Below are 14,618 nucleotides of genomic sequence, written 5' to 3'. Positions count from 1 at the left end.
GCCCCGCCGTGGGTATGGTCGAAGGGATTGTCGGCCGACCGGCCGGGAGAGGTTGGCTGTCAGTATGACTCGGGCCGAGGCGCTCACCATTCCGGCGCACATCCACGGCTATCCGGAGATCGCGTTCGGCGGCTACCTCGCGGGCCTGCTGGCCGCCCAGGCCGATGCCGACACCGTGCGCGTCGACTTCCGACGCGCCGTCACGGTCGACACCCCGATCCTGCTCTCTCGTCCCGACGACGGACGCGTCAGCTTCACCGCCACCGACGACACCCTGCTGGTCGAGGCCGCGCCCGCGGCGCTCACCCTCGACCCGCGGCCGGCACCCTCCTGGACAGCGGCGAAATCCGCTGTTGCACTGGGGTTGTCGGGCGATCGGACGGTCACCGACTGCTACGGCTGCGGGCTGGCCTGCGAGCCGGGCCGCGGGCTGCTGCTGTTCCCGTCGGAGCTGCCCGGCGAGCAGATGATGGCCGCCGCCTGGACCCCTGCCGCCGGGCTCGCCGACGAGACCGGGGAACTCCCGCCCGAGGTGGTCTGGTCGGCGCTCGACTGCCCGGGCGGCCGGGCCGCGTTCGTCTTCTCGCGGATGGGCAGCGGCGCGTTCACCGCCGCCATGACCTCACAACAGCTGCGACCGATGTACGCCGGAGCCGACTACATTTCGCACGCCTGGGTGGTCGCGCGCGACGGCCGCAAACACACGGTCGGCGTGGCGCTCTCGACCGCCGACGGCGAACTGTGTGCCCTGTCCGAAGGGCTCTGGATCGAACCGCGCCGAGGCTGAGCCGACTCGCCGGGCGCGCCACGCCGCCGAATGCCGTTGACCGCGAGGCGGACTCGCCGCAACCGCCGAGCGCGGCAACGGTACTCGTGCCACACTGACCGGGTGGCAGGATCCTCGTCGCCCCAAGCCCAGACCGACGCCATGGCAGCGGTCATCGACTGGAATACCGTCGGCCCCGCATTTCACGATTTCTGGACCAGCACCTACGCTCGCGAGGTCACCAACACCGGCCACCTCACCGGCCGATTCCGCAGCTGGGGACAGATTCTCCGGTTCGTCGCAATGGTCGCCAGCGCCGTGGTGACGGGCCTGGCCGGATTCGAGGGCTCCCTCATCCGAGCTTCCACTGCCTTCGCGGGCGGGGTGGCCGTGGTGGCCACCGGCAGCGCCGCCATCTTCCACGCCGACCAGCGGGTGGCGACCAACCGGCGCACCCAGCAGCTATTGCTCTCCGAGGGTTGGCGCTTCGTCGCGGGTGCGGGCGATTACACCGGCGGCCCCACCGCCGCGAACGCCACCAAGTTCCTGCTCAGTGTCGAGCAGATCCTCTCCACCTACGTGGACGACTACATCAAGACCATCGACGATCCCACCCCGGCACCCTGATCGCCGATCAGCCCGCGGACGAGATGCACCGGATCACCCTCGTCCGTGGGCCGTTGGATCAGGCGGGCTAGAGGTTTCCGACGGCGTGCTCGAGCCGGTCGGCCACCAGCTGACGCGCCTGTTCGCGCAGGGCGGGCCGGAAACCGCTGGGGTAGACCGGATCTGCGGGCGCGTAGGTCTTCAGGACCTCCTTCGCCAGAGTGATCTTGTGCACCTCCGTCGGCCCGTCGGCGATGGCCATCACCTGGGCGTAGTTCATCATGTCGAGGAACGGCAGATCGGTGCTGACGCCGATGGCACCGTGCAGATGCATGGCACGCTGGGCGATGTCGTGCATGACCTTGGGCATGGCCACCTTGATCGCGGCGATGTCGTGGCGGACCTTGCGGTAGTCCTGTTCCTTGTCGATGCGCCAGGCCGTGCGCAGCACCAGCAGCCGGAACTGCTCCATCTCGATCCAGGATTCGGCGATCTTCTCCTGGGTCAGCTGCTTACCACCGAGCACGCCCTTGCCCATCGGCCGCGACACCGCCCGCTCGCACATCATGTCGAAGGCCTTGCGCACCAGCGCGACCGTGCGCATGGCGTGGTGGACGCGGCCGCCGCCCAGGCGGGTCTGGGCCACGACGAAGCCGAGACCCTCCGCACCCAGCAGCGCATCCGCCGGAATGCGCACGTCGGTGAAACGCAGGTGAGCCTCGTGCTCACTGAAACCGGGGACGGTGAAGTTCCGCACGATCTCGAGACCGGGGGCGTCGGCGGGCACGATGAACATCGACAGCCGCTGATGCGGCGGTGCGTCCGGATCCGTCACCGCCATGACGATGTGGAAGGCGGCGAATTCGGCGGCGGAGTTGAACCACTTCTCGCCGTTGATGACCCACTCCTGACCCTCGCGCACCGCGCGGGTCCGGAACGCCGTCGGGTCCGAACCACCGGTCGGCTCGGTCATCACGTAGCAGGACCCGATCTCGCCATCGAGCAGGGGCTGCAAGTATTTCGCCTTCTGCTCGGGCGTGCCGAAGTGGGCCAGGATCTCGGCGTTGCCGGAATCCGGTGCCTGACAGCCGAAGACGAGCGGGGCCCACTGGGACGTGCCCAGCATCTCGTTGAGCAGGGCCAGCTTCAGCTGCCCGTAGCCCGGACCGCCCAGCTCGGGTCCCAGGTGGCAGGCCCACAGCTGCTGCTGTTTCACCTTCTCCTGCAACGGTTTCATGAGCGCCCGGATCTCGGGGTTCCGGCGGTCGTAGGGGTTGGGGTAGAGCAGGTCCAGAGGTTCCACCTCGGTCCTGACGAACTCCGCGACCCAGTCCAGTTTCTTCTGGTATTCCGGGTCCGTCTCGAAATCCCAAGCCATGATCAGCCTTTCGTGCTCTTACGCGGTTGGATGAGTCCGTCCAGGACGGTGGTGCCGAGAATGTCGGCGATCTCGTCGGGGGTGTGCTGCCCGTCGGCCCGGTACCAGAAGGTCACCGAATTGAGCATGCCCAGCACGCTGTTGGTGACCACGTGGTCGTCGGTGCGCAGCACGCCCGCGGCCCGGCCGGCATCGATGACCTGCTGCCACAGCGCTTGCAGGCGGTCGCGCAGCTGCTGCAGCTCCCGCGCCCGTTCCCCGGTCAGCGCGGTGACGTCGCGCAGCTGGATGGCCACGGCCCGGCGATTGTCAATGATCAGCCGCACGTGGCTGTGGATCAGCTTGCGCAGCTTGGTGATCGGATAGTCGGGGCCGTCCGCGATCTGCTCGGCTTCGGCCAGCATGAGCCGGGTGTAGTCGGCGAGGATCTGCCACAGCAGCTCCTCCTTGGATCCGATGTGGTAATAAAGCGCCCCGCGCTGCACACCGGCCCGATCCCCGATCTCGGCGACGCCGGTGCCGTGGAAACCCTGCTCCGCGAACAGTTCCAGCGCCGCGCGCACGATCCGCTCCCGGGTCTCCCCCGGCCCGCTCGCCGAGGCGGGCGGGCGGCCGCGGCGGCGGGCCGGGACGGCGGCCGTCATCGGAATCCACCGTCCAGGGCCAGGGTCGCGCCGGTGCAGTAGGCGGCGGCGTCCGAGGCGAGGAACAGCACCGCCCCGGTGATGTCCGCGGGCGCCCCGATCCGGCCGAGGGCGGTGTGCCGGGCCAGTTCGGCGCGCATCTGCGGCGGCCACGCCTTGGCGATATCGGTGTCGAAGGGGCCGCAGCGGATCGTGTTCACCCGCACCGACGGCCCGTAGGTGTGCGCCAAACCGACGGTCAGGGCCTCGAGACCGGCCTTGGCGGCGGCGTAGGGGACCGCCAGCGGTTCCGGATGCGCGGCCTCGATCGAAGATATATTCACGATCGATCCGCCGCCCGCCGCCGCCATGCGCGCGCCGATGAGCGCCGAGAGCCGGAAAGGTCCCTTCAGATTGGTGGCGATCACCTTGTCGAACATGGCCTCGGAAACCTGGTCCAAGCTGGGATAGAGCAGCGACATCCCGGCATTGTTGACCAGCACGTCGACCGCCCCGAACTCGTCGTAGGCGACCTCGGCGAGCGTTTCGCACTGCTCCCAGTCGCCCACATTGCAGGCCACCGCGAGCGCCCGCTGCCCGGTCTTCGCGCGCACGTCGGAGGCTAGTTCCTCACATGCCTCGAGCTTGCGGCTGGCGATGACCACATCGGATCCGGCCTCCGCGAGCGCGAGCACCATCTCGCGTCCGAGCCCGCGACTGCCGCCCGTCACCACAGAGACCTTGCCCGACAAGGGTTTTCCCATGAATCACGCCTCCGCTCCGAGCCGCCGGAAAATGTTCCAACCAGTACATTAAATGTACCGATCGATACAATCAACCCCCATCGTCCGAGGCCCCAACCCCGAGGCCGTGAAATACCGCCCGGTAACCGCGAGTAATATGACGCCCGTACTTTTTCCACCCGGCTTCTCGAAATGAGGCAGTAGATGACAGAGCGGATTCAGGTCGGCGGGCTGCAGGTTGCCAAGGTGCTCCACGATTTCGTGGAGAACGAGGCCCTTCCCGGCACCGGTGTTGATTCCGCCGCGTTCTGGTCGGGTGCCGAGGCCGTCATCAATGACCTCGCTCCCCGCAACCGCGCACTGCTGGCGGAACGCGACGACATCCAAGCCAAGATCGACGAGTGGCACCGCGCGAACCCGGGCGCAGGCTACGACAAGGCTGCCTACAAGCAGTTCCTCACCGAGATCGGCTATCTCCGTCCCGAACCGGCCGACTTCCAGATCGGTACCGAGAACGTGGACGCCGAAATCGCCACCCAGGCGGGACCGCAACTGGTCGTGCCGGTGATGAACGCCCGCTTCGCCATCAATGCCGCGAACGCGCGCTGGGGCTCGCTGTACGACGCCCTGTACGGCACCGACGCCATTTCCGAGGCCAATGGCGCGGAGAAGGGTTCGGGCTACAACAAGGTCCGCGGTGACAAGGTCATCGAGTGGGCCCGCAACTTCCTCGACGACGCCGTGCCGCTGATCACCGGCTCGCACGTCGGCTCCACCAAGTACTCGATCGAGGACGGCGAGCTCGTGGTCGGCCTCGAGGACGGCACCGAGATCGGCCTCGCCGACAATGACGCGCTGGTGGGTTACCTGGGCGACCCGGCCGCCCCGACCTCGGTGCTGCTGAAGCACAACGGCCTGCACATCGAGATCCAGATCGACCCGGCCTCCCCGATCGGTTCCACCGACACCGCGGGCGTCAAGGACGTGGTGCTGGAGTCCGCGGTCACCACGATCATGGACTTCGAGGACTCGGTCGCCGCCGTCGACGCCGAGGACAAGGTCCTCTGCTACCACAACTGGCTGGGCCTGATGAAGGGCGATCTGGCCGAGCAGGTGTCGAAGGTCGGCAAGACCTTCACCCGCACCATGAACCCGGACCGCGTGTACACCGCCCTCGACGGCAGTGAGCTTGTGCTGCACGGCCGTTCGCTGCTGTTCGTGCGCAACGTGGGTCACCTGATGACCTCCGACGCGATCATCGACGCCGCCGGCAACGAGGTGCCCGAGGGCATCATGGACGGCCTGATCACCGTCCTGATCGCCAAGCACGCCCTGAACGGCGAGACCCGGCTGAAGAACACCCGCACCGGCTCGATCTACATCGTGAAGCCGAAGATGCACGGCCCGGACGAGGTGGCCTTCACCAACGAGCTGTTCGGCCGCGTCGAAGAGGTCGTGGGCCTGCCGGTCAACACCCTCAAGGTCGGCATCATGGACGAGGAGCGCCGCACCACGGTGAACCTGAAGGCGTCCATCTTCGCCGCCAAGGACCGCGTGGTCTTCATCAACACCGGCTTCCTGGACCGCACCGGCGACGAGATCCACACCTCCATGGAGGCCGGGCCGATGGTCCGCAAGGCCGAGATGAAGGCCCAGCAGTGGATCAAGTCCTACGAGGACTGGAACGTCGACACCGGTCTGGTCACCGGCCTGCCGGGCAAGGCGCAGATCGGTAAGGGCATGTGGGCCATGCCCGATCTGATGGCCGAGATGCTGGTCCAGAAGGTCGGCCACCCGAAGTCCGGCGCCAACACCGCATGGGTGCCCTCGCCCACCGCCGCCACGCTGCACGCCACCCACTACCACCTGGTGGACGTGTTCAAGCGGCAGGCCGAGATCGCCAAGGGCGGCCCGCGCGCCACCGTCGACGAGATCCTCGAGATCCCGCTCGCCCCGAACACCGACTGGTCCGCCGAGGAGATCCAGCAGGAGCTGGACAACAACTCGCAGGGCATCCTCGGCTACGTGGTGCGCTGGATCGACCAGGGCGTCGGCTGCTCGAAGGTGCCCGACATCAAGGACATCGGCCTCATGGAGGACCGCGCCACCCTGCGCATCTCCAGCCAGCTGATGGCCAACTGGCTGCGCCACGGCATCGTCACCGAGGCGGACGTCATCGCCTCCCTCGAGCGCATGGCCCCCGTCGTCGATCGCCAGAACGCCGGCGACGCGTCGTACTTCCCCATGGCCCCGGACTTCAACGCCTCCATCGCCTTCCAGGCCGCGAAGGAACTGGTCCTCGAGGGCACCAAGCAGCCCAACGGCTACACCGAGCCCATCCTGCACCGCCGCCGTCGCGAGGCCAAGGCCTTCAACAAGAGCGTGTAACCCACATCCACGCGGGCTCATGAAACGAATCCCCGGTCGACAGTGGTCGACCGGGGATTCGCTTTAGACTGGCGAAGTTCCCTGATGAAAGGACAGGAGCCGGTGAGTGTCGCCTACGAGGACGGGTACGGCTACGGGCCGTACACCGTGGAAGATCTGCACGGCCTTCCCGATGAGGGCAAGGCACACGAACTCGTCGATGGCTGGCTGATCGAATTGTCGCCGAGCACTCGCCACGACTACCTCGCGAAGGTCCTGGCGCGCATCATGGAACGCGCAGCCGAAGATTCCGGGACCAACTCCTACGTCCAAGCCCCGATGGATATCTCGACACCGTCGGGCGCCCGGAAACCCGATGTGGCTGTCATGAGCGCAGCCGCTGCCAGGAACGCTCGCGACCTGGGGCTTTCCCTGTACCCCGGCGATGACGTCCAACTTGCGATCGAGATCGTGTCGCGCGGCTCGGGCAGCGAGCGAGAAGACCGCGGCCGCAAGGTGATCGAATACGCCCGCACCGGAATCGACCAGTACTGGCTGGTCGATTTCGACCCGCATCCACGGATCCAGATCCGACGCCTCAACGGCACCGTTTACGGTGATCCGATCATTCTCGAGGAAACAGACGTCCTCGAGGTCTCCGACCCATTCCCGATCTCCTTCCCCTTGTCCCGCTTGGCCGACTTTTCTTGATAGTTCCTCGTCGGGTCAGCCGAACACCCTCAGAGTGAAACCGCGAGCCGACCAGGACTTTTCAGCCCGAGGCGACTCGTCGCGTTCGAGGTCAGCCGGGAGGCTACGCCCCCGGCCTCATGGACGCTGGCAGCTCGCCCGGGCTGATTCGATTGGTCCTATGGATGCTAGGTTTTGGCTTAGTAGTCGTAGGAAGGAGGGCGGATGTCTCCGCGCGTTGGTTTGACTACGGAGCGGGTTGTGGGGGCGGCGGCTGAACTGGTCGATGAGATCGGGTTCGAGAAGCTCACGCTGTCGGCAGTGGCCAAGCGGGTCGGGGTGAAGGACCCGAGTTTGTATGTGCATGTGCGGGGGTTGCACGACTTGCGGGTGCGGGTGGCACTGCTGGCCAGTGCGGAGCTCAATGAGCGGATCGGGGCGGCTGTGCTCGGACGCTCCGGGAAGGATGCGCTGGTGGCGTTCGCGGACGCGTATCGGGCGTATGTGCTCGAGTATCCGGAACGGTATGCGGCCACGCAGGTTCGGATGGATCCGGCCGAGGTGGCCGGGGAGCCCGCGCTGCTGCGCAGTGTCGAGCTGACCGCGGCGTTGCTGCGCGGGTACGGGCTGGGAGAGGCCGAGGGGCTGGACGCGGCTCGCCTGCTGCGCAGTACTTTTCATGGATTCGCCACCCTCGAGTCGGGTGGTGGTTTCGCCCACTCGCGCTCCCCCGGCGACTCCTGGCCGCACATTGTCGAGGCGCTGCACCAGACGCTGTCGAACTGGCCGTCCTACCGGTAGAGGCCGGCCATCGCCGCGGTTTCGGTGGCGATGCGATCGCGGAGGGATTCGGGGGCCAGGACTTCCGCGCCGGCGCCGAGGCGGAGCAGGTCGGGGACGGCGCGGTCGATGGATTCGATGGGGAGGCGGATATCGCGATGGCCGGTGAGTGTGGGGTCGGTGGCCGAGTCGCGGGCGGCCTGCGCGGTGGCGGGGTCGAGGAGTTCCGGTAGGCGTTCGAAGGTTTCGGCGGTGAGGCGGATCAGGGCCGAATGGTGGTGGCGGCGTTGGTCGAAGGATTCCAGGTAGGTGGCCCAGTAGGCGGCGAGGTCGAAGTCGGGCGGGCGGGATACGGAGTCGGGGAGGACCTCGAGTTCCATGATCCGGGAGATGCGGTAGGTGCGCAGGCCGGTGCCGGTGTGGCCCACCAGGTACCAGTTGCCCGATTTGAGGACCAGGCCGAGGGGTTCGGCGGTGCGAGTGACCAGATGTGGTGTGGCCCAGCGGATGTAGGTGAAACGCAGGGCGTGTTCGTTCCAGACGGCGTCGGCGACGGTGGTGAGGTGGGGCGTCGGCTCGGCTTCGCTGTACCAGCCGGGGGCGTCGAGGTGGAAGCGCTCGGCGACGCGGCCCGCCCGGTCGCGCAATTCCGGGGGCAGGGCGGACATGACCTTGAGGTTGGCGGCGGTCACGATGGCACCGAGGCCGAGATCGGCTGCGGCGCTGGGGAGTCCGGCGAAGAACAGGGATCCGGCCTCGTCGGTGGTCAGCAGCTCGAGCTTCGCGCGGAAGCCGTCGAGGAGACGATAGCCGCCGTCGTGGCCCGGATCGCCGTAGACGGGGATGCCGGCGGCGGAGAGGGATTCCATGTCGCGGTAGACCGTGCGGACCGAGACTTCCAACTGGCCGGCGATCTCCTGGGCAGTGACCCGGTCGCGGGTCTGCAACAGCAACAGGATCGACATGAGACGGCTGGCGCGCATATCCGAAATTCTGCCGGAATCCACTGACACTAGATGTCAGTGAAGCCGACATACTGTGCTCCTCGTTCCGAACGGACCCCTCCGACCATCGAATGAGGAGACACCGCAATGCCTTTCGTCGAAACCCGCACCGGCACCTCGCTGTTCTACCGCGATTGGGGCACCGGCCGCCCGGTGTTGTTCCTGGCGGCGGCCGGGATGGACAGCACCGAACCGCGCGGTGTGATGGCCGATCTGGCCGGGCGCGGCTATCGCACCATCGCCCTGGACCGCCGCGGCCACGGCCGCTCCGACGATCCGGGGCACGGCTACGACTACGACACCCTCGCCGATGATGTCGCCGACCTGATCGACCACCTGGACCTGCGTGATCTCCTGCTGGTCGGCCATTCCATCGGCGGCGGCGAGATCGTCCGCTATCTGACCCGTCACGGCAGCGCCCGGGTGGATCGCATCGTGCTGGTGGCGGCCGTGCTGCCGTTCCTGCTGGCCACCGACGACAACCCGGACGGCGCACCGCGCGCGGCCGCCGATGCCCTGCGCGATACCTGGCACCACCATCAGGACCGCTGGCTCACCGACAATGCCGATCCCTACATCGGCGCGGGCCTGCCCGGCTGCGAGGTCTCCGCGATCGCCCGTGACCGCGTCCTGCAATCCATTGCGGAAACATCGATGTGGGCGACCGTCGAATGCAACCGCGCAGTGGTCGAAACGGACTTCCGCGCCGAGATGCGCACGATCACCGTCCCGACATTGATCATCCACGGCGACTCCGACGCCTCGATCTCACTCGAATTCGGCGGTCGCCGCCAAGCCGCCCTCATCCCGGACAGCGAGCTCGTCATCTACGAAAATGCCCCCCACGGCCTCTACCTGACCCACCCGGAACGCCTCACCCGCGACCTCCTCGCCTTTGCCGAAGCCCCGATTCCGGCCCCGGCGTAGCGAATTCGCTCCACCCCCGGCTGCCGCCCGCTCCACACCGGTCCGGCAGCCAGGGCCCACGCCCACCCTTGACTCTGTACCCGGGTACAGGGTTGAGAATGGCGGTATGCGCAGCAGCGAGGTGGCCGCCCGGGCGGGCGTGAACGTGCAGACCCTGCGGTATTACGAGCGGCGAGGTCTGCTGGCGGAGCCGCCGCGTTCGGCGGGCGGGTACCGCGCGTATCCCGCGGACGCGGTGGCAACGGTCCGATTCGTCAAGCGGGCGCAGGATCACGGGTTCAGCCTGGACGAGGTCGAGGTGCTGCTGCAGCTCGCCGCAGGCGGCCCCGAGGACTGTGACACGGCCCGGGAGCTGGCCGAGTCGAGGATGGCCCTGCTCGCCGATCGCATCGCCGATCTGCAACGCATGCGGCGATCGCTGGCCGAGCTGGTGGCGACCTGCGAGCGCCCGCGAGCGGACCGCTGCTGCTCATTGCTGGAGACCTTGCACGAGAACGGAGATCGGTCGTGAAGCTCGAAATTCTGCAGGTTCCGGACTGCCCGAATGTGGCTGTGCTGGAGGACCGCGTCCGGCAGGCGACGGCGGGCCATCCGATCGTCCTCGAGATCAGTCACCGCGTCATCGACGACCCGGACGAAGCGGCCGCCGCGGGCATGGCCGGCTCGCCCACGCTGCTGGTCGACGGCGTCGACCCGTTCGCTGTGCCGGGCCAGGTCCCGAGCGTCTCGTGCCGCCTGTACCGGTCCGAATCCGGCGGCATGGACGGTGCCCCATCGGTCGGCGCTCTCCGCGCGGCCCTGCGGCTCGGACCGAGCGATACGCCGGAGGACTCCCGGGCTGCCGGCGACTGCTGCCCACCCTCGGACACCACGGACTCCCCCGCATCCGGACTCTCGACGTGGCGAAGCGCCGCACAACCGGCGGACGCCGCAGGAAAGGCGATCCACCAGGCTGTTCTCCGCGGATTCGCCGCCACCGGCCGTCCACCGAGCACGGAGGAGCTGGCCCGCATCGCAGCGCGGTTCGACGTCTCCGCCGCATCGGTCCTGACTCACCTACACGAGGCGGACGTGATCCGTCTCGATACCGCCGGCGCTATCGCCTCGGCCTACCCGTTCTCGACGTCGCCGACCCCGCACCGCGTTCGAATCACGGACGGCGCAACGGTTTACGCGATGTGCGCGGTCGACGCCCTGGGCATGCCCGCAATGCTCGGCACCGATGCGGTCATCACCTCGGCGGACCCGGTGACCTCCGACCCCGTCGAGATAGCCATCCGCGCAGGCGAACTCACCGCCCAACCGGCAACCACCGTCGTCTTCCTCGGCGCCCGAGCCGGCTCGGGCCCCTCCGCCGATTCCTGCTGCAACGACCTGAACTTCTTCACCGACCGCGACACCGCCCAGCGCTGGTCCGACGCGCATCCCCACCTCGACGGCGCCATCCTCGATCTGGCTGCGGCCCGCCGGCTCGGCGAAGACATCTTCGGCGCTCAACTCTTCGCGACCTCCGACCACCCGGACACCGTGCCGCCTCCCGCTCCCCCGCAGTGCTGATTCACCATTGCGCCAACCCATATCGCTCCCGGATCGCCTCGACTACGCTCCGCACCGTCAATACCCCGAGCACTGAGGAAACACCGATGGGTTCAACCGTTCTCGACATCGTCAACCTGATCCTGGCCCGCATCAACGCGGGCTGGTCCTGGGCCTCGTCGGGCTCGTCCGGCCCGATGCCGCTGTAACAGCGGGCCATACGATTTCGCGAACCCCCTCGCCGCACTCGGCGGAGGGGTTTGCGCGTCTCCGCGTCAGCTGACCACGATCACGGACTTGCCCGTGGAGTGCCCGGCGGCCAGGTGGGTGATGGCGGCTGCGGCTTCGGGGAGGGCGAAGGTGCGTTCGATGCGAGGCGTGAGCGCGCCTGCGGTGGCGAGTTCGGCCAGGGTGCTCAGGGTTTCGGGTTTGGGGAGGGCCAGCAGGGAGCGCAGACGGTGGCGGGTGCAGGGGGAGAGGAGTTGGGCGTGGAGGGAGCGGCCCAGGCCGCCGAACCAACGGCCGCCGCCTTCGCCGCCACCGAGGACCAGGGTGCCGGTGGGGGTGAGCAGGGAGCGCAGTAGTGGGAGGGGGCGGTTTCCGGCCATGTCGAGGATGAGGTCGTAATGGCCGGTGAGGGTTTCGGTGGTGTAGTCGATGGCGTGGTCGGCGCCGAGTTCGGTGACGAAGGCGGTGGACGCGCCCGAGCAGACGCCGGTGACCTCGGTGCCGTAGTGCTTGGCGAGCTGGACCGCGAGGTGTCCTACCCCGCCGGCGGCGCCGATGACCAGCACTCGCTCTCCGGCCTCGATGCGGCCCGCGTCGCGTAGGCCGGTGAGGGCGGTCATGCCGGAGATCGGCAGGGCCGCGGCTTGTTCGAAGCTCAGATTGACGGGTTTGTGCTGGAGTTTGGCGGCGGGGGCGCAGGCGAATTCGGCGTAGGAGCCGGGGACGGTGCCGAAAACCTCGTCGCCGGGCTGGAATTCGGTCACCTGTGGCCCGACCGCTTCGACGACGCCGGCGACATCCCAGCCGCGGACCCGTTCCCGGGGCGCGCGCAGCCCGAGCACCAGCCGGGCGATCCGCGGCTCGCCGGTCATGAAATGCCAGACGCTGGGATCCACGCCCGCGGCGCGTACGCGGACGAGCACGCCGTCCTGTCCGGTGTCGGGCGTGGGGATGTCGATGTAGGACAGCATGTCGACGGTGCCGTACGCGTCTTGCGCAATGGCCTTCATGGCTGGTCTTCTTCCGGATACTCGAAGATCTCGTCCAGTGGTGCACGGAACACCCGGGCGATCTGGAACGCCATCTCCAGCGATGGCGAGTACTTGCCCTGTTCGATGGCATTGACGGTCTGCCGGGTCACCCCGAGCCGGTCCGCCAGTTCGGCCTGTGTCATCTCGCCGTGCGAGAAGCGCAGTGCGCGAATGTTGTTGGTGACCCTGGTTGGTTTCACCATGGCCAGGTCCCCCGCCGGTAGGCGACGAGCTTGGTGATCGCGCCCACCGCCGCGGAGAGCGTGAAGCCGAGGTAGACGGCATTGGCGATCCAGAACCGGTCGCCGTTCGCCATGGCAAGCACCAGTGCGGCGACCGCGCCGAGCACGACGAAGGCATTACCGACCTGTGCTCCGCGCATATCGATTTCGCGGTCGCGCTGATCTCTGCGGTCCCGATCCCGGGACCCGATGGCCACGGCGATGCTGGCGGCGATCGAGACCACGATGGACCCGCCGACCGCCCACAGCAACGGCGCGACATAGGCCACGTCCACCACCGCGATGTGCCGCGCACGCGCCAGCACGACGATCAGATAGATCACGTACGAGACCACGGCCGCGACACCCAGGATCCAGGTTCGCTTCTCCTCGTAGGGCATGAGCCCAGTGTAAAGAAAACACGACTCGATGTACAGAATATTTTACATTGCGACGAATTGCCCTTCGCCGCATGCCATTCCATCGACTAGGGTCGCGGTATGGCCGATATCGCAGCCCCGGACCGGATCGAATCCATCGGCCCGGAGTTCTTCGCCGATCCGCACGCCCATTACCGGCGCTGGCGCGAGCACGGGCCGGTGCGGCGAGTCCGATTCCCCGACGGCGTCATTCGCTGGGTGATCCTCGATTACGCCGTGGGCCGGGCCGCACTGTCCGATCCGCGCCTGCAGAAGGCGGCCGCGGTCAACGACGCACTGCTCAGCCGCAAACGCGGTGTGCCGCAGTCGGATCCGAATTCGCTGACGCTGCTCACCAATATGCTCAGTACCGATCAGCCCGGGCACACCCGGCTGCGGAAGCTGGTGACCCGGGCTTTCACCCCGCGCCGGGTAGCCGCGCTGGGCCCGCGCATCGAGGAGATCACCGGCTCGCTGCTGGATGCCCTGGAGGGTAGGTCCGAGGCGGATCTGCTGCGCGAATTCGCCGAGCCGCTGCCGATCACGGTGATCTGCGAGCTGCTCGGTGTGCCGCTCGGCGATCGCGCGGACTTCCAGGAGTGGACCCGAGCGCTGGTCGCGGTCGCGGGCCTGGACGAGGACCGGGCCCGCGCCTCCGAGGCCATGGCGGCCTACCTGACCCAGCTGGTACGGGCGAAGGCCGAGGAGCCCACCGCCGATCTGCTGTCCGCGCTGGCCGTCCCCGCCGACGACGGCGATGCCCTCACCGAGTCCGAGCAGGTCGGCATGGCCTTCCTGCTGCTGGTCGCCGGGCACGACACCACCGTCAATCTGATCGCCAACGGTACGCACGCCCTGCTCCGCAATCCGGCGCAACTGCAGGCCCTGCGCGCCGACCCCGAGGCGATTCCCGCTGCGGTGGAGGAATTCCTGCGCTTCGACGGCCCGGTGAACATGAGCACCATCCGGCACACGGCCGAACCGGTCACCATCGCCGGCACGGACATCCCCGCCGGCGAATTCGTCTTCGTCGCATTGGCCGCCGCCAACCGCGACCCCGACCGCTATCCGGTCCCCGACGCCCTGGATCCCGCCCGCGACACCACCGGCCATCTGGCCTTCGGCCACGGCATCCACTTCTGTGTCGGCGCCCCGCTGGCCCGCATGGAAGCACGGGTCGCCTTCGCCGCGTTGCTGTCCCGGTTCCCGGACCTGCGCCTGTCACCCGCCGCGCAGGCGCTCGCCTGGCATTCGAGCACCCTCATGCACGGGCTGCACGAGCTGCCGGTGCTGCTGTAG

At 67.9% G+C, this 14,618-nt stretch carries 16 protein-coding genes; 9 read left to right on the top strand and 7 right to left on the bottom strand.

What is annotated here, in order from left to right; all coding sequences use genetic code 11:
- Positions 1 to 64: 64 nt before the first annotated feature.
- Positions 65 to 787 carry a hypothetical protein gene (locus ABZ909_RS05535; RefSeq protein WP_356996421.1) on the top strand — a complete coding sequence of 241 codons (723 nt, stop codon included), beginning with the start codon at positions 65 to 67 and terminating at the stop codon, positions 785 to 787.
- Positions 788 to 889: 102 nt separating this feature from the next.
- A complete protein-coding gene (locus tag ABZ909_RS05530) occupies positions 890 to 1,393 on the top strand; it encodes a DUF4231 domain-containing protein (RefSeq protein WP_356996420.1) in 504 nt (167 codons plus the stop codon).
- A 67-nt stretch (positions 1,394 to 1,460) separates the two neighbouring features.
- Here the strand turns inward: ABZ909_RS05530 and ABZ909_RS05525 are convergent, their stop codons facing one another.
- From ABZ909_RS05525 to ABZ909_RS05515, 3 genes are read right to left on the bottom strand one after another with little or no spacing between them, the layout of a single operon-like run.
- On the bottom strand, positions 1,461 to 2,750 hold the full coding sequence (locus tag ABZ909_RS05525) for an acyl-CoA dehydrogenase family protein (protein ID WP_356996419.1): 1,290 nt from the start codon (positions 2,748 to 2,750) through the stop codon (positions 1,461 to 1,463).
- A gap of 2 nt (positions 2,751 to 2,752) precedes the next feature.
- Entirely contained in the window at positions 2,753 to 3,394 is a 642-nt protein-coding gene (locus tag ABZ909_RS05520; protein ID WP_356996418.1) for a TetR/AcrR family transcriptional regulator, read from the bottom strand.
- Positions 3,391 to 4,137: a glucose 1-dehydrogenase gene (locus ABZ909_RS05515; RefSeq protein ID WP_356996417.1), complete on the bottom strand. Its 747-nt coding sequence runs from the start codon at positions 4,135 to 4,137 to the stop codon at positions 3,391 to 3,393. The genes ABZ909_RS05520 and ABZ909_RS05515 overlap by 4 nt, the downstream gene beginning before the upstream one ends.
- 183 nt (positions 4,138 to 4,320) lie before the next feature.
- Between ABZ909_RS05515 and ABZ909_RS05510 the strand changes: the two genes are divergently transcribed.
- From ABZ909_RS05510 to ABZ909_RS05500, 3 genes are all read left to right on the top strand, one after another.
- Positions 4,321 to 6,504, top strand: a complete 2,184-nt coding sequence (locus ABZ909_RS05510; RefSeq protein ID WP_356996416.1) for a malate synthase G — start codon at positions 4,321 to 4,323, stop codon at positions 6,502 to 6,504.
- A gap of 102 nt (positions 6,505 to 6,606) precedes the next feature.
- Positions 6,607 to 7,194, top strand: coding sequence for a Uma2 family endonuclease (locus ABZ909_RS05505; protein ID WP_356996415.1), 588 nt, complete (start codon positions 6,607 to 6,609; stop codon positions 7,192 to 7,194).
- A gap of 204 nt (positions 7,195 to 7,398) precedes the next feature.
- Entirely contained in the window at positions 7,399 to 7,974 is a 576-nt protein-coding gene (locus ABZ909_RS05500; RefSeq protein WP_356996414.1) for a WHG domain-containing protein, read from the top strand.
- Here ABZ909_RS05500 and ABZ909_RS05495 read toward each other — a convergent pair.
- Positions 7,965 to 8,936, bottom strand: coding sequence for a YafY family protein (locus ABZ909_RS05495; RefSeq protein WP_356996413.1), 972 nt, complete (start codon positions 8,934 to 8,936; stop codon positions 7,965 to 7,967). The two genes, ABZ909_RS05500 and ABZ909_RS05495, sit on opposite strands and share 10 nt — an antisense overlap.
- 108 nt (positions 8,937 to 9,044) lie before the next feature.
- On the opposite strand from ABZ909_RS05495, the gene ABZ909_RS05490 reads away from it, so the two are divergent.
- The 3 genes from ABZ909_RS05490 to ABZ909_RS05480 all read left to right on the top strand — a co-directional run bounded on the left by ABZ909_RS05490 (position 9,045) and on the right by ABZ909_RS05480 (position 11,441).
- Positions 9,045 to 9,884 (top strand): alpha/beta hydrolase, encoded by an 840-nt coding sequence (locus ABZ909_RS05490; RefSeq protein ID WP_356996412.1) that lies wholly within the window; start codon positions 9,045 to 9,047, stop codon positions 9,882 to 9,884.
- Positions 9,885 to 9,990: 106 nt separating this feature from the next.
- On the top strand, positions 9,991 to 10,395 hold the full coding sequence (locus ABZ909_RS05485) for a MerR family transcriptional regulator (protein ID WP_356996411.1): 405 nt from the start codon (positions 9,991 to 9,993) through the stop codon (positions 10,393 to 10,395).
- Positions 10,392 to 11,441, top strand: coding sequence for an alkylmercury lyase family protein (locus tag ABZ909_RS05480; protein ID WP_356996410.1), 1,050 nt, complete (start codon positions 10,392 to 10,394; stop codon positions 11,439 to 11,441). Before ABZ909_RS05485 ends, ABZ909_RS05480 begins: the two co-directional genes overlap by 4 nt.
- A gap of 254 nt (positions 11,442 to 11,695) precedes the next feature.
- Here ABZ909_RS05480 and ABZ909_RS05475 read toward each other — a convergent pair whose 3' ends face one another.
- From ABZ909_RS05475 to ABZ909_RS05465, 3 genes are read right to left on the bottom strand one after another with little or no spacing between them, the layout of a single operon-like run.
- Positions 11,696 to 12,658, bottom strand: coding sequence for an NAD(P)-dependent alcohol dehydrogenase (locus ABZ909_RS05475; RefSeq protein ID WP_356996409.1), 963 nt, complete (start codon positions 12,656 to 12,658; stop codon positions 11,696 to 11,698).
- Positions 12,655 to 12,882: a helix-turn-helix transcriptional regulator gene (locus ABZ909_RS05470; protein WP_040857236.1), complete on the bottom strand. Its 228-nt coding sequence runs from the start codon at positions 12,880 to 12,882 to the stop codon at positions 12,655 to 12,657. Before ABZ909_RS05470 ends, ABZ909_RS05475 begins: the two co-directional genes overlap by 4 nt.
- A complete protein-coding gene (locus ABZ909_RS05465; RefSeq protein WP_356996408.1) occupies positions 12,876 to 13,301 on the bottom strand; it encodes a hypothetical protein in 426 nt (141 codons plus the stop codon). Before ABZ909_RS05465 ends, ABZ909_RS05470 begins: the two co-directional genes overlap by 7 nt.
- A gap of 99 nt (positions 13,302 to 13,400) precedes the next feature.
- Between ABZ909_RS05465 and ABZ909_RS05460 the strand changes: the two genes are divergently transcribed.
- Positions 13,401 to 14,618, top strand: a complete 1,218-nt coding sequence (locus ABZ909_RS05460; protein ID WP_356996407.1) for a cytochrome P450 — start codon at positions 13,401 to 13,403, stop codon at positions 14,616 to 14,618.

This window comes from Nocardia sp. NPDC046763 (assembly GCF_040645495.1).
In the GTDB taxonomy this organism is placed as follows: domain Bacteria; phylum Actinomycetota; class Actinomycetes; order Mycobacteriales; family Mycobacteriaceae; genus Nocardia.
The sequence above is the reverse complement of the archived record's forward strand: the minus strand, read 5'-3'. Positions and strand labels throughout refer to the sequence as shown.